General features: G+C 66.1%; 14 protein-coding genes and 1 riboswitch. Of the genes, 8 read left to right on the top strand and 6 right to left on the bottom strand.

What is annotated here, in order from left to right:
* The 3 genes from ACOYJQ_RS11390 to ACOYJQ_RS11400 all read right to left on the bottom strand — a co-directional run.
* Window positions 1–653: hypothetical protein (locus ACOYJQ_RS11390; RefSeq protein ID WP_433458553.1), on the bottom strand; the 653-nt coding region annotated here is incomplete at its 3' end.
* A gap of 188 nt (window positions 654–841) precedes the next feature.
* On the bottom strand, window positions 842–3,286 hold the full coding sequence (locus ACOYJQ_RS11395; RefSeq protein ID WP_433458554.1) for a DUF3141 domain-containing protein: 2,445 nt from the start codon (window positions 3,284–3,286) through the stop codon (window positions 842–844).
* Between the two features lie 381 nt (window positions 3,287–3,667).
* Complete coding sequence (locus ACOYJQ_RS11400) at window positions 3,668–4,393, bottom strand: protein phosphatase CheZ (RefSeq protein WP_433458555.1); 726 nt, start codon at window positions 4,391–4,393, stop codon at window positions 3,668–3,670.
* A 175-nt stretch (window positions 4,394–4,568) separates the two neighbouring features.
* Here ACOYJQ_RS11400 and ACOYJQ_RS11405 point away from each other — a divergent pair, with 175 nt between their 5' ends.
* A complete protein-coding gene (locus ACOYJQ_RS11405) occupies window positions 4,569–4,949 on the top strand; it encodes a response regulator (RefSeq protein WP_433458556.1) in 381 nt (126 codons plus the stop codon).
* Window positions 4,950–5,123: 174 nt separating this feature from the next.
* Here the strand turns inward: ACOYJQ_RS11405 and ACOYJQ_RS11410 are convergent, their stop codons facing one another.
* Together ACOYJQ_RS11410 and ACOYJQ_RS11415 are read right to left on the bottom strand one after the other, a co-directional pair.
* A complete protein-coding gene (locus ACOYJQ_RS11410; protein ID WP_433458557.1) occupies window positions 5,124–8,195 on the bottom strand; it encodes an efflux RND transporter permease subunit in 3,072 nt (1,023 codons plus the stop codon).
* A 15-nt stretch (window positions 8,196–8,210) separates the two neighbouring features.
* A complete protein-coding gene (locus ACOYJQ_RS11415; RefSeq protein ID WP_433458558.1) occupies window positions 8,211–9,371 on the bottom strand; it encodes an efflux RND transporter periplasmic adaptor subunit in 1,161 nt (386 codons plus the stop codon).
* Window positions 9,372–9,702: 331 nt separating this feature from the next.
* On the opposite strand from ACOYJQ_RS11415, the gene ACOYJQ_RS11420 reads away from it, so the two are divergent.
* From ACOYJQ_RS11420 to thiD, 7 genes are all read left to right on the top strand, one after another.
* A complete protein-coding gene (locus ACOYJQ_RS11420; RefSeq protein WP_433458559.1) occupies window positions 9,703–10,722 on the top strand; it encodes an adenosine kinase in 1,020 nt (339 codons plus the stop codon).
* 142 nt (window positions 10,723–10,864) lie between these two features.
* Entirely contained in the window at window positions 10,865–11,632 is a 768-nt protein-coding gene (locus ACOYJQ_RS11425; protein WP_433458560.1) for a DsbA family protein, read from the top strand.
* Window positions 11,633–11,816: 184 nt separating this feature from the next.
* Window positions 11,817–12,305 (top strand): type II 3-dehydroquinate dehydratase, encoded by a 489-nt coding sequence (gene aroQ / locus ACOYJQ_RS11430; protein ID WP_433458562.1) that lies wholly within the window; start codon window positions 11,817–11,819, stop codon window positions 12,303–12,305.
* An 11-nt stretch (window positions 12,306–12,316) separates the two neighbouring features.
* Window positions 12,317–12,781 carry an acetyl-CoA carboxylase biotin carboxyl carrier protein gene (accB, locus tag ACOYJQ_RS11435; RefSeq protein ID WP_433458563.1) on the top strand — a complete coding sequence of 155 codons (465 nt, stop codon included), beginning with the start codon at window positions 12,317–12,319 and terminating at the stop codon, window positions 12,779–12,781.
* A gap of 3 nt (window positions 12,782–12,784) precedes the next feature.
* Window positions 12,785–14,158 (top strand): acetyl-CoA carboxylase biotin carboxylase subunit, encoded by a 1,374-nt coding sequence (gene accC / locus ACOYJQ_RS11440; RefSeq protein ID WP_433458564.1) that lies wholly within the window; start codon window positions 12,785–12,787, stop codon window positions 14,156–14,158.
* 54 nt (window positions 14,159–14,212) lie between these two features.
* A riboswitch (TPP riboswitch) is annotated at window positions 14,213–14,326 on the top strand.
* A 64-nt stretch (window positions 14,327–14,390) separates the two neighbouring features.
* Complete coding sequence (thiE, locus tag ACOYJQ_RS11445) at window positions 14,391–15,122, top strand: thiamine phosphate synthase (protein WP_433458565.1); 732 nt, start codon at window positions 14,391–14,393, stop codon at window positions 15,120–15,122.
* Window positions 15,119–15,934, top strand: a complete 816-nt coding sequence (thiD, locus tag ACOYJQ_RS11450) for a bifunctional hydroxymethylpyrimidine kinase/phosphomethylpyrimidine kinase (protein ID WP_433458566.1) — start codon at window positions 15,119–15,121, stop codon at window positions 15,932–15,934. The genes thiE and thiD overlap by 4 nt, the downstream gene beginning before the upstream one ends.
* Window positions 15,935–15,988: 54 nt before the next feature.
* On the opposite strand, the gene dps is transcribed toward thiD, so the two are convergent.
* Window positions 15,989–16,531 carry a DNA starvation/stationary phase protection protein Dps gene (gene dps / locus ACOYJQ_RS11455; RefSeq protein WP_433458567.1) on the bottom strand — a complete coding sequence of 181 codons (543 nt, stop codon included), beginning with the start codon at window positions 16,529–16,531 and terminating at the stop codon, window positions 15,989–15,991.
* Window positions 16,532–16,684: the final 153 nt, after the last annotated feature.

Raw genomic sequence — 16,684 nt, forward strand, 5'->3', positions numbered from 1 at the left:
AATGCATCAAGCGTAATAAGCGCAGCATCTCCCGCGGCCGCGCGTGCCAGCCAGGCGAAAGACTTGATGTCGAGCATCCGGTCCGTGAAACTGTCCTGAAGACGGACGCTGTGCGTGAGTTTGAGAGACGTTTCCGTCAGTACATCGATCGTCGCCGCGACTCTCGCCGCATATTGATCGCCAAGATCAGCCGGACGGTTGGCGCGAGACTGCCGGAGAACTTCCGAGACCTGCTCCTGCTGCGCCTTGAGGCTGTTATGGGCCATCTTGAGATTGGCCGCCAGTTCCGGGCTTGCCGGCAGGTCCGCCGTCTGCAAGACGGCGATCGCCTGCTCGATGGCCGGCATCTCGGCGGCGCGAGCGGCCTGAATCTGCGCGAGACTGCCGGATACGTCGCCATCGCCGACAAGGGCCTGGCGCGTGTTAGCCGAATCAGCCCGTAAATTATGCACCGCGTCGAACAGATACGACGTGATGCGCGTCACCGCCTCGATCCGCGCCAGTTCGACGGTGCGGCGCCATGCCGACGCTGCGTCGAGTGACAATTGAACGATGCTCGCGGCGACAAGGACGCCGACGATGGTCCTGAGAATGAAACTGATAGATAAACTGTTCATGGAGCCCTCTGCTTTCAGACAACAGCCCAGCCACATCTGCACGGTACGGAAAAATATGTACAGACAAGTGACATATCCGTCGATAACGTGTCCGTTCCGTCGATAACGTGTCCGTCGAGGCCATTGTTTCTGACAGCAGTCAGGTGTTCGGGCGCGCCCTGAGAATGCGCCCGCGACAGGGAGTGATAAGAAACGGGATCGCCGGGATCGCGGCCCGGTCTCCGTCAGGCCGTTACGGCCTGTCCTTCCGGCGCCGCGCCGACTTCCTCCACCAGCGGCGGCAGGCCGAGCACGTGGCGGAAGGCGTGGAAGGTGGCCGCCGCCCTGGGATCGGCATCGGAGAGCGGACCGAGCACGTAATGCACCGCTTCCAAGGCCTGTTCGCGCTCCTCCGCCGTGTGCAGCAGGTCCGGCAGGCGCTCCAGCGCCTGCTCGCGGGCGAACTGGGCGGTGAGGCTCTGCTCGTGAATGATGCGCGCCCGCTCCACCGGGGCGAGATGGCTGAACGGCTCGGTCTTGTTCAGAAGATGCGCCGAGCGCTCCAGCCTGTCCTTGCGCACGTTGCCGCGCGAGTCGGCGAGCAGAATCAGCATGCGGATCACCGCCTCGACGAACCCGCCGCCGCCGATATGCGCCAGCGCCGATTGCACCTCCGGCAGCGCGAACAGCTCCTCGCGCGACTTGCGCGTGCGCCCGAACTCGAAGCGGCGCCCGAACCAGCGCATATGGGGCGTGGCGTAGATGCTGAAGAACAGCGTCTCGTACCACGCATTGCGCAGGTCGCGCGCGATATCGACGGATTGCTCGAAAGCGTTCGCAAGCCATTGCTCCGTGCGCACGAAGAGATTGTCCTCATCCGCCGGCGCGCGATTTTCCACCGTCGCGCGGGCGAGGGCCTCCACCGGCCGCAACGCGGCATTGTGCGACGACAGCAGGCCGCGCTGCAAACGCAGCGGGTGCAGCGCCCGTGACAGTTCCGCCGTCGCCTGCGTCACGCCCCCCTGCACGAACGGGCGCAGGAAAATGTCGTAAAGCTCGCCCTGCAACTCGGAAAGGCGCGCGACCGCCGCGAAGGGCACCTCGTCGCGCCGCCCCTCGTTGGCGCCGGGCAGATCGCTCATCTTGCGCTCGTTGAAGGAAACGCTGAACTGCTGGTCGGCGCCCTCGCCGATGATGTCCTCGATCCGCATCTCATAAAGACCGGGCGCCAGCGCCTCGATGGTCTTGAGCGTGGAAGCCACTTCCGTGTGCTCCCGCCGGGCGATCGAGGAAGAGACGAAAATGCCGAGATGCCCGACCTTCTCATGCACCATGTAAATGATGCGCTGGCCGCGAATCCTGATTTCGCTCTCGTCGGCATAGGTATCGACGATCCAGTTCAGCGCCTGCTTGGGCGGCGTGATGGTGTCGCCGAGGCTCGTGAACACGATCACCGGCGAACGGATCTGCTTGACGTCGAGATTGCGCCCGTGCTCCAGGCGCGCCTCGTTGCGCGCGAGCCGGTTGCCGATGAACAGGTCCCGCACGATCCAAAGGATTTCCTCCTCGTTCATGAGGAAGAAGCCGCCCCACCATTTTTCAAATTCGAGAAACCGGCTGCGGCCGGTGTCGATTTCGTTGAAATAGTCGTAATACTTGCGAAAATAGTTGCGGCCGGGATTCATCAGCTCGAAATTGAGCACCAGCCACGCGCCGTCGAACACGCCGTTGCCGATGTCGGACAGGATCATCGGCAGGATCTGGCCGCCGATCAGCCCGGCGTTGTAGCGGATGATGTTGCGGCCGATCTCGCCCGACCACGTTTCCACCGGCGCGCCGTTCAGCACCAGCGGCCCGGTGATGTCGGGGTTGCTCGCACCAAGCAGCAGCGTCGCCCAGCCCCCCTGGCAATTGCCGATCACGACGGGCTTGGCGGATTTGGGGTGCTGCGCCTGCACGTAACGCACGAACGCCGCTTCGGTGCGCGTGACGTCGGCGAGCGTCTGCCCCGGCTCCGGCTCGCGACGGAAGCTGACGAAATACACCGGATGCCCGTCACGCAGCGCGACGCCGACCTGGCTGTCCATCTGCGAGCCGCCGATGCCGGCGCCCTGCCCGGCGCGCGGATCGATGATGACGTAGGGACGCTTCCAGTCGAAGGTCTGCATGCCTTCCGGCGGGCGCACGCGCAGCAGCACGTAATTGGTGGGACGCGGCTGATCCGCGCCGTCCAGCACGAGGTCATAGCCATAGACGAGAACGGGCGGACATCCCGCGGCCTCATGCGCGAGGAAGATATCGCCGCGCTCGCGGATGGTGTCCGCGTAGAGCACGGCCCGCTGCGCGCGGTCGATCCAGTATTGCCGCAGCGCCTCCGCCAGCCCCGCCCCGCCGGCCTGCGCCTCACGAACGAACTCGTCCGTGAGGACATGCGCGGCGTCCAGTGCCGCGCGGACACGGGCGCTGTGATCGGTGGCGATATGCGTGACATGGTGGCTCGACGACTGGGTGGTGAGATCACCCAGCGCGGAATACTCCGAAAGCTGCGCCTTCAGCGCCTGCGCCCGCTGCTCCGCCGTGGAGCGCTGCCCGTCCATGATGCGCGCGATCAGAAACACGTCGTCATCGAAGCCGCCGCTTTCCCGACCCACGATGTCACCCCGGCCCGATTCTGCTGCTTGCGATGCCATTGACGCCTCCGAAGCCTTCCCGACGGGATCCGGGATGATTCTTACACCGCCAACTACGTACAAATCATAACAGCGAACCGTCCATGACGGAAATCAACAACCCGGCGCGATGCCGCTTTACATTAACACGGCGCCTTTTCTCAGCGAAAAACAACGATATTGTTTGATATCAGCCGGAAACGTCATAATATCTACATATAATGACACGGCACCGGCCGCACAACGAAAGCGGGAAAGACTCAGGTCTTTCTGCCGCAAATGCACGTTCGGGCGCAAAACCGGCATCCGCTTTGCGCCCGGAACCGCTTTCGCGATATGCGGAACGATGACGAACCGGCCGACCTGCCGCCAGCGCCTGTCAAGAACAGGCCGGGACGGCTGTCAGGAAAACAGCGAGTCGATATCGTCCTGGGAGACCACGTTGACATCCGTGGCGAGCGCGGGACCGTTCAGCAAAGCCGCATCGCCCTCGCGCTGCATCGACATCGACGGGACCTCGCCGCTGGAAACGGAGGAGAAGCCTTCCTCCCCACCCCAGATCGCCATCATGGTCGCCACGCGATCCTCGACGAAGTGGAGCACCTGCACGACCTTGCTGATGCGCTGGCCGGTCAGATCCTGGAAATTGCACGCCTCGAAGATGCGAATGGCCTGCTTGTGAATTTCGATAGCCATCGCCTGATCGGCGCCGCTCAACTTGGTCAGCAGCTTGCCGGCGGCTTCCTCCACGGTCTCGGCCGAGGAAAGAATGGTTTCCGTCGCGGCCTCGGTGCCGCTCACCACCGCGTCCAGCTCGTCCAGCGCACGGCTGGACGAGTCGCCCTGCAACCCCTTGACTTGCAGGTTGAGGATCTCGCGCTTCGTCTGCGATATCGCATGATGAATCAGCGCGACCTCAGCCTTCATCGATCCCGAGCCCGCGGAAGACTCCGTCGAAGCAGCGGCCGCGCCCTTCTGGACAAGGCCCCTGATTTCCGCCAGCTCTGTAAAAACCCGCTCGAAAAGCGGTGCGTAATCAACCGGTTCGGCAGTCATACGCAAATCCCGCTCCTCGCTCTCCACTTCGTGTCCGGCCTCGATTCGGAACGGCCGCCGATCCGCCAGCATCGGCATTCTCCTGCCATCAGCAAAACCCGGCACACAGATAGCCGATCGCCAGCAACCGCGCAATATTTGAAAATTACAAAAAGCAAGCCTCAGGCAAGCTACAGATGTCATCTACTGGTGATGTTGACGTTTCCGCTACGTTGAATGTACAGTATATGCACGATCGGAGTGATCGATGGCCCTTGATCTTTCAATGCCCATTCTCGTAGTCGACGACTACAAGACGATGATTCGAATCATTCGAAATCTTCTCAAACAGCTGGGCTTTCAGGATATCGACGACGCTGCCGACGGCAGTGAGGCGCTGGCCAAGTTGAAGGAGCGTCAATACGGCCTCGTCATCTCGGACTGGAACATGGAGCCCATGACGGGCTACGAATTGCTGAAGCAGGTGCGCAGCGATCCCGCGCTTGAAGCGATCCCGTTCATCATGGTCACGGCCGAGGCGAAGAGCGAAAACGTCATCGCCGCCAAGAAGGCCGGCGTGAACAACTACATCGTCAAACCCTTCAACGCCCAGACGCTGAAGGAAAAGATCGAGGCCGTTTTCGGCTGATGTGTCACGCGCCGTCGCGGCGGGAAAAAGCGGTTTGCATCGTTGCCGAAGCGGCGGCGGTGCGGACCGTTTCTGTTTTCGCTCCTCTTCGCGACCGATGCCCGAATCGATCGTCCGGCCGGCCGCAGACAGCGGAAGAAAGCCGCCGGAAATGCTCCCCGCGACCTTTCGGATCTACTCCGCCGGCGCTATCCGCGCGCTGTCCGCCACCGCCTCGTCCTGCGCGAAACGCCGCCCGATGAGCGTGTAGACCACAGGCACGACGAACAGCGTCAGCAGCGTGCCCAGCATCATGCCGCCGACGATGACGAGCCCGATCTGCTGGCGGCTCTCGGCGCCGGCCCCCGTGGCCAGCGCCAGCGGCACCGCGCCGAGCACCATCGCGCCCGTCGTCATGAGAATCGGACGCAGCCGCAGCGTCGCCGCCTCCACGACGGCGGCAAGCCTGTCCCGGCCCGCTTCCTGCTGCTGGTTGGCGAATTCCACGATCAGGATGCCGTGCTTGGTGATGAGCCCCACCAGCGTCACCAGCCCGATCTGGGAATAGACGTTCATGGTGCCGCCGCCGTAATGGAGCGCGGCCAGAGCGCCCGTCATGGACAGGGGCACGCTGAGCAGGATGATCAGCGGATCGCGGAAACTCTCGAACTGCGCCGCGAGCACCAGATAGATGAAGCCCAGCGCCAGCACGAAAACCATCGCCAGACTCTGGCTGGAGGCCCGGAACTCCCGGCTCTGGCCGCCGACATCCGTCTGTACACCGTCCGGCAGCACATCGGCCGCTGCGCGATCCAGGAAGGCGAGCCCGTCGCCGAGCGCGTAGCCGGGGGCGAGGTTGCTGGAGATGGTGGCGGAACGCAACTGGTTGAAACGGCGCAGGTCCTTCGGCGCCACCGATTCGGACACCTGCACGATGTTCGAAAGCTGCACCATCTCGCCCGAGGGCGCGCGCAGGAAGATGGTCGAGAGCGTCGACGGCGAGGCGCGGTCTTCCGCCGCCATCTGCACGTAGACGTCATATTGTTCGCCGTCCACCTCGAAGCGCGTCACCTGCCGTCCGCCGAGCAGCGTCTCCAGCGTGCGGCCGACCACCGAGACGTCGAGGCCGAGATCGGCCACCTTCGCGCGGTCGAGCGTCACGCGGAATTCCGGCTTGTTCAGCTTCAGGTCGGATTCGGGATTGACGAAGCCCGGCCATTCCCGGGCCCGCGCCAGCATGGCGTCGACATGCTCCTGCAATTCCTCGTAGGTGCCGGACGTCTGCACCACGAATTCCACCGGACGCGAGGAGCCGCGCTGCCCGAGCGAGGCGGGATTGTTCGCATAGGCCTCGATGCCGGGGATGCGCTGGAGACGCTGGCGCATGTCGGCGGCGAGCTGCTGCTGCTTGACGCCGCGCGCGTCCCAGTCCTTCAGCCGCCCGATCGCCATGAAATCGGTGATTTCGGGAAAGCCGAGGATGACGAGCACCGAATCCATTTCCGGGATCTCGCGCAGATCCCGCTCGATGATGTCGACGTAGCGGCTCATGTAGGCGAGCGTCGCGCCCTCGGGGCCGCTGCCGCGAATCATGACGACGCCGCGATCCTCGACGGGTGCGAGTTCGGACCGCAGCAGCGTGATGTAATAGCCGCTCAGGCCGGCCACGACGAGCGCGACCGCCACCACGAGGAAGCGCACCCGCATCGCGCCCGACAGCAGCCGCCGATATCCCGCCTCCAGCCCGGAGAAAGCCCGCTCCAGCAGCAGGAAGAGGCGGCCGGGGCTCGGGTTGTGGCGCAACAGCTTCGCGCACATCATCGGGGTGAGCGTCAGCGCCACGAAACCGGAGACGATCACCGCGCCGGCGAGCGTCAGCGCGAATTCGAGAAAGAGGCGGCCCGTGCGCCCCTCCGCGAAGGCCACCGGCGCATACACGGCGGCGAGCGTCAGCGTCATGGCGATGACGGCGAAGCCGATCTCGCGCACGCCCCTGATCGCCGCGTCGACCGGCTTCATGCCTTCCTCGACATGGCGATGGATGTTTTCGAGCACCACGATGGCGTCGTCCACCACGAGCCCGATGGCGAGCACCATGGCGAGCAGCGTCAGCGTGTTGACGCTGAAGCCGAGCATCAGCATCAGCGCGAACGTCGTCACCAGCGAGATCGGGATGGTGACGATGGGAATGAGGGAGGCGCGCAGCGAACGCAGGAAGATGAGGATCACCAGCACCACGAGCGCGATGGCCTCGACGATGGTATGGTAGACGGCCTTGATCGAACGGTCGATGAACACCGCGTTGTCATTGGCGATCTGCGCCGTGACGCCGTCGGGAAGCGAGGCGTTGATGTCCGGCATCACGCGCCGCAGCGCCGCCGATACGTCGAGCGGATTGGCCACCGCCTGCTTGACGATGCCCACGGTGACGCTCGTCTGGCCGTTGAAGCGCCCGTCGCGGCGCATGTCCGCCGCCCCGAGCTCCACCCGCGCCACATCGCGCAGGCGCACCTGATGGTTGCCCGCAAGCTTCACCACCACGTTCTCGAATTCCTGCACCGTGGCCAGGCCCGTGCGCGAGAGCACGGTGAACTCGCGGCCGGAACTCTCGATGCGGCCCGAAGGCAGTTCGACGTTCTGCGCCCGCAGCGCCCCTTCCACATCCTGCACCGTAAGGTTGTAGGCGGCGAGGCGCTCGCGGTCCACCCAGACGCGCATGGCGTAGCGGCGCTCGCCGAAGATGGTGACATCGGCGACGCCGGTGAGGTTCTTGAAGCGGTTGACGACGTAACGGTCGATATAATCGGTGAGTTCGAGCGCGTTCATGCGCTCGCTCATGAAGGCGATGAAGACGACCGGCTGGGCGTCGGCCTCGACCTTGGCGATCACCGGCTCGTCCACCTCGTCCGGCAGCCGTCCGCGCACGCGGCTCACACGGTCGCGCACGTCGCTCGCCGCCACGTCCGAATCGACGCTCAGGCCGAAACGCACGGTGATGCGGCTCGACTCGGAGCGGCTGACCGATTCGAGCACGTCGATGCCCGCGATGCCGGCGATGGAACCCTCCAGCACCTGCGTCACCTGGCTTTCGATGATGGAGGCGGAGGCACCGGGATAGCGCACGGTGACGGAGACGACCGGCTCGTCGATGTTCGGATACTCGCGCACCGTCAGCCGGCCGTAGGAGACGATGCCGATGAGTATGAGGATCAGGCTGAGAACGGTGGCGAACACCGGCCGCCGGATGCAAAGCTCCGAAAATCCCATCGCGCGCCCTTTCCGTCAGGTCTGGCCGGCCGCCGCCACGACCGTTTCCACCTGCGCGCCGTCGCGCAGGCGGTGCTGGCCGGCGGTGACGACGACGGCGGCGGCGTCCAGCCCGTCCACCACCTCCACCTCGCCGCCCCGGCGCATGCCGAGCCGCACCACCGTCTCGCGCGCCCGGCCGTCGACAACCCTGTAGACGATCGCATCCGCGCCGCGCGGCACGATGGCCTCCTCGGGAATGAAGACGCTCTCGCCGAGGCTCGCGCCCTTGACGGCGATGCGGGCGAACAGGCCCGGACGCAGCAAGAGATCGGGATTCGGCAGCCGCGCGCGGATGTTGAGCGCCCGCCCGTTCACATCCACCATCGGATCGACGGCGTAGATCGCGCCCGTGAAGCGACGTCCCGGCAGGGCGTCGACCGACAGCTCGATCGTCTGGCCGACGGCGACATTGGCGAGATGGATTTCCGGCACCTTGAAATCGACCTTGAGCCGGTCGATCTTCTCGAGATTGACGATTTCGGCGCCGGGATTGAGATAGGCGCCGACGGAAACCTTGCGCACGCCGAGCATGCCGGAGAACGGCGCGCGGATGAAAAGCTTGTTGTAGCGCGCCTCCACGAGCGCCAGCGCCGCGCGGGCGGTGGCGCGCGCCGCCGCGGCCTCGTCGTTGGCGCGCTGGGTGGCGTTGCCGCCCTGGGCGAGCACGTTGGTGCGCCGATAATTGGCCTCGGCGAGATCGAGCCTGGCGCGCACATCCGCGATCTCGGCTTCCGTCAGCGTCGAGTCGAGCCGCACCAGAAGATCGCCGGCCGTGACCTGCTCACCCTCCGAAAAGCTGATCTCGGCGACGCGCCCGGCGATTTCGGAGGAAATCTGCACGCTCTCGTCCGATTGCAGGCTGCCGACGGTGTTGATCTCGGATACCGACTCGCCCACCCGCACCGGCGCCGTCTCCACCGGCAGCTTCCGCGCGGGTGCGGCGGGCGCCGGCGCGGCCTTGCCCTCCGCGCCCGCCTGCGCCGACGATTGCGTCACGAGCCCGAGACCGGCGAGGGACTCCGCGACGGGCCCCGCCAGAAAGCCCGCGAGATCCCCGCCACGGCGTTGGTAGACGACCGCCCAGGCAACCGCCAGGACGACGACGAGCACTCCGACCGCCAGCAACCTACGCATGCGTCATCCCCGCACAGCCACCGGAACCGCAGCCGGCAAAATGCCCTTCAGTCCAGGTTATCTATCAACAATGCACTTTGGAACGATTGTGCAATGCAACAGGACGGTCGCGCAAGTTAATATTAGCTCATGTTCCGCGTCCCGGGCGCCGCCCGTTCCAGCGCCGGAATTGTCGCGGTTCAGGTCCCGCCTGTCCAATCAAAGTTACGATAGCGGCCCTGTTTTCGCATCGATGGCGCAAGAGCGGTTGACTTTCCGGCCCGCGAGGCTCTACCCGCAAGCGGCGCCTGGCCGGTCACGGCCGGGGCGCGGCTCAAGCCCAGGACAGGACATGACTGCTCAATATGATGTGCTCGGTATCGGCAACGCCATCGTCGATGTCATCGCCCGCGCGGAAGACGATTTCCTCGTTGCGCACAATCTCGTGAAGGGCTCCATGCAGCTCATCGACGCAGCGCGCGCCGACGCGCTTTTCGCCGCGCTCGGTCCTGTCACCTGGGTTTCCGGCGGCAGCGCCGCCAATACTGTCGCCGGCCTCGCCTCGCTCGGCGCGAAACCCGCCTTCATCGGCAAGGTGAAGGACGACGAGGCGGGCAGGCGCTTCGGTCACGACATCCGCTCGCTGTCGGTGGCCTTTCCCACCGCGCCGGCCGCCGACGGCCCGGCGACCGCGGTGTGCCTGATCGTGGTGACGCCGGACGGCGAGCGCACCATGAGCACGTATCTGGGCGCAAGCCGCCACCTGACCGTCGCCGACATTCACCGCGAGACGGTGGAAGCCGCCGCGATCACCTATCTCGAAGGCTATCTGTGGGACCCGGAAGAGGCGAAGGAGGCGTTCGTCGCGGCCTCCGCCATCGCGCACAACGCGGGGCGCGACGTGGCGCTCACGCTCTCGGACGCCTTTTGCGTCGAGCGCTTCCGCGGCGAATTCCTCAACCTCCTGCGCACGCAGGCGGTGGATATCGTGTTCGCCAACGAGACGGAGCTCAAGAGCCTCTACGAGACCTCCGACTTCGACGCCGCCGTGGAGGCGCTGCGCGAGGAAGACCTGCTCGGCGTCGTGACCCGATCGGAGAAGGGCGCGCTGGTCGTGACGCGCGACGAGACGATCGCGGTGCCGGCGTTTCCGGTGGCGGAAGTCACCGATTCGACGGGCGCGGGAGACCTGTTCGCGGCCGGCTTCCTGTTCGGCCTCTCGCACGGGCTCGACCTGCGCACGGCCGCCCACCACGGCGGGCTCGCGGCTTCCCATGTCATCCAGCACATCGGCGCGCGGCCGCAGAAGAACCTGCGCCAGCACGCCATCGATAACGGGCTGCCGGTGGAGCCGCCGACCGGGGCGGCCTGAGCCGTCACCAACTTGTGTGATTGACCCCGGCCGCGTCAAAGGCCACATAGATACCCTGTCCAGGCGCGGGAGCCTTCCGTTCCCCGCCTCCGGGACGAATTCGGTCTATCGCGCCTTGCGGCGCCTTTCGCGGGATATGTTCATGCGCGCCTTACGCCGGCTTTGCCGTTCTCTCCTCGCCGCCGCCTGCGTCGCCTCGTTCGCGGCCTCCGCCCCCGCCGCGGAGATGCCGCAGGAGCAGCGGGCGCAGATCGAGAGCGTGATCCGCGACTATCTGGTGAACAACCCGCAGGTGCTGAAGGACGCATTGGCGGCGCTCGAGGCGCATCAGGAGAAGGAACAGCGCGCCGTCGTCGCGGAGGCGGTGCGCGACGTGACGGCGGACGCCGCCGCGCGGGACGGCATCGTGCTCGGCAACCCGGAGGGCGACATCACGCTCGTCGAGTTTTTCGACTACAACTGCGGCTTCTGCAAGAAAGCGCTCGGCGACATCGAGGCGCTGGTCAAGGCGGACCCGCGCATCCGCTTCGTGCTGCACGATTTCCCCATCCTGCGCTCCGAATCAGCCGACGCGGCGCTGGTGAGCATCGCGGCGGGCAATCAGTTGTCCGGCGACAAGTATTACCGTTTCCATTCCGATCTTCTTCTGTCGAAGGGCGTGGTGGGCAAGGAGCGCGCGCTCGAAGTCGCGAAGGCGGCCGGCGCGGACATGAAGCGGCTCGCGCGGGACATCGAATCGGAAGCCGTGCGTCAGAAGCTGGCGCGCAACATGCAGGCAGGCGAGCGGCTTTCGCTCACGGGCACGCCGAGCTTCATCGCCGGCGACAGCGTGATCCCCGGCGCGGTCGGGCTGGAGACATTGCAGACGATCGTGGCTTCGGTGCGCCAGTGCGGCAAGGTCACTTGCTGATCCACGGCGGAAAAACATCGAAAACAGAGGTTATACGCAGAAAAGCGGAACCATATCCCTTTCCCTGTCGGCCGCGCCGGTCTAAGAGGTGGAATCGCTTTGCGTCGACGATGCGGGCGCGCCTTCGCACACGCCTTCCGGCGTTCGGACGACGGCGGACCGCGATAAGCTGAGCAACCGCCGAATGGTCGCAATCCACGTTCTCAACGGTCCCAACCTCAACCTGCTCGGACAGCGCGAGCCGGAAGTTTACGGCCGTCTCTCGCTCGCCGATATCGAGACGCGCCTGCGGGCCAGGGCAGAGGTTCTGGCGGCCGCCGGCGGCGGGGCGATCTCGCTTGCCTTCGCGCAGACCAACAGCGAGGGCGAGCTCGTCACCCTCGTGCAGAACGCGGGGCTTGCGGGAGCGGGCGTGATCCTCAACGCCGGCGCCTACACGCACACCTCCATCGCGCTGCGGGATGCGATTTCGGGCTCGCGGGCGCTTGCAATCGAGGTGCATTTATCGAATGTGCACGCGCGGGAGCAATTTCGCCATCATTCCGTGATTGCAGCAGTGGCGCACGGCGTGATCGCGGGCTTCGGCGCGGCCGGCTACGAGCTGGCGCTGGAAGCCATCGTGCCGCTGCTGCGGGCGCGCACGGCGGCCGTTGAAGGCGTTGGAAACCATTGACAGAAGAAAGCATGGCAAAAATCAGCCCTATCGATCCTGAACTCGTCAGGGAGCTTGCGAAGCTCATCTCGGAAACCGACCTGACGGAAATCGAGGTTGCCAAGGGCGACCTGCGCATCCGCGTCGCGCGCGCCGTCACGGCCAATGTCGTTCTGCCGCAGGCCGCGCCGGTGGCGGCGACGTTGCCGGGGGCTGCTGCGATCGCGCCGGCCGCGCCCGCGGCGGCGGCGCTCGCCGACAACCCCGGCACCGTGCTGTCGCCGATGGTGGGCACAGCCTACCGCCGCCCCTCGCCGGATGCGAAGCCCTTCATCGAGGTGGGATCGAAAGTGCAGGCGGGCGACAAGCTGCTGCTGGTCGAGGCCATGAAGACCTTCAACGACATCGTGGCCCCGCGCTCGGGCACCGTCACCGCCGTGCTCGTGGAGGACGGGCAGCCGGTCGAGTACGGCGAGCCGCTGCTGGTGATCGAGTAATCGATGTTCGACAAGATCCTGATCGCGAACCGGGGCGAAATCGCGCTGCGCATCCTGCGGGCCTGCAAGGAACTGGGCATCGCCACCGTCGCCGTCCATTCCACCGCCGACGCCAACGCCATGCACGTGCGCCTCGCGGACGAGAGCGTGTGCATCGGCCCGCCTCCCGCGCGCGACAGCTACCTCAACATCCCGGCGCTCATCGCGGCCTGCGAGATCACCGGCGCGGACGCGGTGCACCCCGGCTACGGCTTCTTGTCGGAAAACGCGCATTTCGCCGATGTGCTGGCCGAGCATGGCATCGCCTTCGTCGGCCCCAAGGCCGATCATATCCGCCTGATGGGCGACAAGATCGAGGCCAAGCGCACCGCGCGCGCGCTCGGCATTCCCTGCGTGCCCGGCTCCGAAGGCGGCATCACGGACGATGACGAGGCGCAGCGCGTCGCGGCCGACATCGGTTTTCCCGTGCTCGTCAAGGCGGCGGCGGGCGGCGGCGGGCGCGGCATGAAGGTGGCGCGCGACGCCGCGAGCCTCTCCGATGCGCTCGCCACCGCGCGCATGGAGGCGAAGGCCGCCTTCGGCGACGATTCCGTCTATCTGGAGAAATATCTGGAGAAGCCGCGCCACATCGAGATTCAGGTGATGGGCGACGGACGCGGCGGCGCGATTCACCTGGGCGAGCGCGATTGCTCGCTCCAGCGCCGCCATCAGAAGGTGTGGGAGGAAGCGCCCTCGCCCGCCCTCAACCTGTCGGAGCGCGAGCGCATCGGCGAGGTGGTTTCCCGCGCGATGCGGGAGCTGCAATATCTCGGCGCCGGCACGGTGGAATTCCTGTACGAGAACGGCGAATTCTACTTCATCGAGATGAACACCCGCATTCAGGTGGAGCATCCGATCACGGAGATGATTTCCGGCATCGACCTCGTCAACGAGCAGATCCGCGTCGCCGCCGGCGCGCCGCTGTCCATCCGGCAGGAGGACATCGTGCTGCACGGCCATGCCATCGAGTGCCGCATCAACGCCGAGCATCCGTCCAACTTCCGCCCCTCGCCCGGCACCATCACCTATTACCATCCGCCCGGCGGGCTCGGCGTGCGCGTCGATTCGGCGGTTTATCAGGGCTACCGCATCCCGGCGAATTACGATTCGCTCGTCGGCAAGCTCATCGTGCACGGCCGCACGCGCACCGAATGCCTGATGCGCCTGCGGCGCGCGCTGGACGAGTTCGTGGTGGACGGCGTCGAAACCACGCTGCCGCTGTTCCGGGCGCTGGTGCGCAACCAGGACGTCCAGAACGGTCTTTACGACATCCACTGGCTCGAACATTACCTCGACGCCGAGGGGCCGCTGGAAATCGAGGCGCTGCGCACGGTCTGAGCGGGCGGGACGCTTCGCCCGCGCTTGCTTCCGCCGGGTTTCCTGTCACAATGGCTTATCCGCTTGGGGTGTCCCGCGCCTGTTTCCGGTGCGGGGCTGAGAGGCGCCCGCCAACCCATCGAACCTGAACCGGATCATGCCGGCGGAGGGAAGCGAGATGCGCCCGCAGGCGGTTTTGCGCGGGCGGCCTTCCGTTCCGGCCTGATCGCAACCCGCGACGCGAGCCAGCATCATGCCGCCCTCAACGACAATACAGGAAACGGGCTTCCCCCCTCGCCCGGTCGACCTGCGCCTTTACGCCATTCTCGACCCCGAGCGCGCGCGCGGGCGGCCGCTGCCCGATCTGGCGCTGGCGGCGATCGACGGCGGCGTGACGCTGCTGCAATACCGTGACAAATACGCCGACACGCGCCGGCTCGTCGCCAACGCCCGCGCCATCCGCGAGGCCGTCGCCGGCCGGGGCGTGCCGCTGCTGATCAACGACCGCATCGATGTGGCGCTGGCGGCCGGCGCGGACGGCGTGCACGTGGGGCAGGACGACATGACGCCAGCCGACGCGCGCCGCCTGCTGGGCGGGGAGGCCATCGTCGGCCTGACGCTCAACAATGTCGAGGAAGCGGCGGCGGCCGCGCGCGAGCCCATCGACTACGGCTGCATCGGCGGTGTGTTCGCGACATCCAGCAAGACGGACGCGAAGCCCCCCATCGGCCTCGACGGGCTTGCCGCCGTCGCGGCGGCGGCGCGCGGGCATGCCGCGCATCTGCCGATCGCGGCCATTTCCGGCATCGACGAGACCAATGCCGCCGCCGTCATCGCCGCGGGCGCAGAGGGCGTGTCGGTAATCTCGGCGATCTTCATGGCGGACGACGTGGCGGAAGCGGCGCGGCGGCTGCGCGCCATCGTCGACCACAGCCTCGCCGCGCTCGGGCATCAGGGCGACCTCACGCCGGAAGACAGGCCATGAGCACTATCGCAGGCACCACGCCCATCGCCGTGACGATCGCCGGCTCCGATTCCGGCGGCGGGGCGGGCATCCAGGCCGACCTGAAAACCTTTTCGGCGCTCGGTGTCTATGGCGCCAGCGTCATCGCCGCGCTCACGGCGCAGAACACGCTGGGCGTCACCGGCATCCATGATGTGCCGCCGGATTTCGTCACGGCGCAGATCGACGCCGTCTTTTCCGACCTGCCTGTCGGCGCGGTCAAGATCGGCATGCTGTCGCGGCCGGAAACCATCGCCGCCGTCGCGGACGGTCTGCGACGCTGGCGGCAACAGGCCATCGTGCTCGATCCCGTCATGGTGGCGGCAAGCGGCGACCGGCTTCTGGCGCAGGAGGCGGTGTCGACGCTGCGGGAACGGCTGATCCCGCAAGCCTTGCTGATCACGCCGAACCTGCCGGAGGCCGCCGTGCTGCTCGACACCGACCCGGCGGAAAACGAGGCGGACATGCTGGCGCAGGCGCGCGCCCTGCTGCAACTCGGGCCGCGCGCCGTGCTGATCAAGGGCGGGCACGCGCGCGGCGAGGAAAGCGTCGACCTGCTGATCGAGGGCAAGGACGTCATCCGCCTGCCCGCGCCGCGCGTCGCCACGCGGAACACGCACGGCACCGGCTGCACGCTGTCTTCCGCCGTCGCGGCGGGGCTGGCGAAGGGGCTGGCGCTGGAGGAAGCCGTGGTCGCGGCCAAGGATTACGTCAGCCGCGCCATCGCCGCCGCCGACCGGCTGACGATCGGCAAGGGGCACGGCCCCGTGCACCACTTCCATGCATGGTGGTAGCGGCACGCCTGACGGTAGCGGCGCGGCCGATGGCCGCGCCTTTCAGGAGCGGGATTACTTGTTGGTTTCCTGAATGTGGGCTTCGAGGAACCACAGGTCCTTGTCGAGCGCGCGCGTCACTTCCGTGAACACGTCCGAGGTCGCGTCGTCACCGGCTTCGGCCGTGGTGCGGATCGCCTCGCGGGTGGCCTTGGCGACTTCGGCGAAGGAGCGCGACAGGTATTCGACATGCTCCAGCCCGTCCGTGATCTGCAAGGGATAGGCCTTGAGCTTGCTGATCTCGGCGGCGACCTGCACGGTGCCGTGGGCGATGCCGCCAAGCGCGGTCAGCCGTTCGGCAATCGTGTCCGTATATTCCACCACGTTGGCATAGAGCTTGTCGAACAGCTCGTGCAGCGCGATGAAGTGCGGCCCCTTGACATTCCAGTGCGCATGCTTGATCTGCGCGCCGAGATCGACAAACTGGGCCAGATGCTCGTTCAGCAGCTCGATCGACTTCGTACGGACGTTCTGCCCGAGATCGTTCAACGTCTTGACAGTCATTCCAGGCTCCTCGTTGAGACCTTCGAGCAGGATACGATCGGGTTGAATCGCCATCCCGCTCTAAATTCCATATTCTATAGCATCAGACCGAAAAGCGCGTGCACTTTTTGATCGAATTTGATGCGTTCACAAATGGATAGAACGCCATGCCGAATCAGGCGAGCGTCCGTCGCGCTCCCTCCTCGCTCCCGGCCGGCGGGGTTGCGC

Origin of the sequence: Pseudochelatococcus sp. (genome assembly GCF_050946405.1) — a bacterium.
In the GTDB taxonomy this organism is placed as follows: Bacteria; Pseudomonadota; Alphaproteobacteria; order Rhizobiales; family Beijerinckiaceae; genus Pseudochelatococcus.

What these genes read in the sequence shown, in the direction of transcription:
- ACOYJQ_RS11395 (WP_433458554.1), bottom strand. Translation starts at nt 3,286, where the DNA reads ATGGCATCGCAAGCAGCAGAATCGGGCCGGGGTGACATCGTGGGTCGG.
- ACOYJQ_RS11400 (WP_433458555.1), bottom strand. Translation starts at nt 4,393, where the DNA reads ATGCTGGCGGATCGGCGGCCGTTCCGAATCGAGGCCGGACACGAAGTG.
- ACOYJQ_RS11405 (WP_433458556.1), top strand. Translation starts at nt 4,569, where the DNA reads ATGGCCCTTGATCTTTCAATGCCCATTCTCGTAGTCGACGACTACAAG.
- ACOYJQ_RS11410 (WP_433458557.1), bottom strand. Translation starts at nt 8,195, where the DNA reads ATGGGATTTTCGGAGCTTTGCATCCGGCGGCCGGTGTTCGCCACCGTT.
- ACOYJQ_RS11415 (WP_433458558.1), bottom strand. Translation starts at nt 9,371, where the DNA reads ATGCGTAGGTTGCTGGCGGTCGGAGTGCTCGTCGTCGTCCTGGCGGTT.
- ACOYJQ_RS11420 (WP_433458559.1), top strand. Translation starts at nt 9,703, where the DNA reads ATGACTGCTCAATATGATGTGCTCGGTATCGGCAACGCCATCGTCGAT.
- ACOYJQ_RS11425 (WP_433458560.1), top strand. Translation starts at nt 10,865, where the DNA reads ATGCGCGCCTTACGCCGGCTTTGCCGTTCTCTCCTCGCCGCCGCCTGC.
- aroQ (WP_433458562.1), top strand. Translation starts at nt 11,817, where the DNA reads ATGGTCGCAATCCACGTTCTCAACGGTCCCAACCTCAACCTGCTCGGA.
- accB (WP_433458563.1), top strand. Translation starts at nt 12,317, where the DNA reads ATGGCAAAAATCAGCCCTATCGATCCTGAACTCGTCAGGGAGCTTGCG.
- accC (WP_433458564.1), top strand. Translation starts at nt 12,785, where the DNA reads ATGTTCGACAAGATCCTGATCGCGAACCGGGGCGAAATCGCGCTGCGC.
- thiE (WP_433458565.1), top strand. Translation starts at nt 14,391, where the DNA reads ATGCCGCCCTCAACGACAATACAGGAAACGGGCTTCCCCCCTCGCCCG.
- thiD (WP_433458566.1), top strand. Translation starts at nt 15,119, where the DNA reads ATGAGCACTATCGCAGGCACCACGCCCATCGCCGTGACGATCGCCGGC.
- dps (WP_433458567.1), bottom strand. Translation starts at nt 16,531, where the DNA reads ATGGCGATTCAACCCGATCGTATCCTGCTCGAAGGTCTCAACGAGGAG.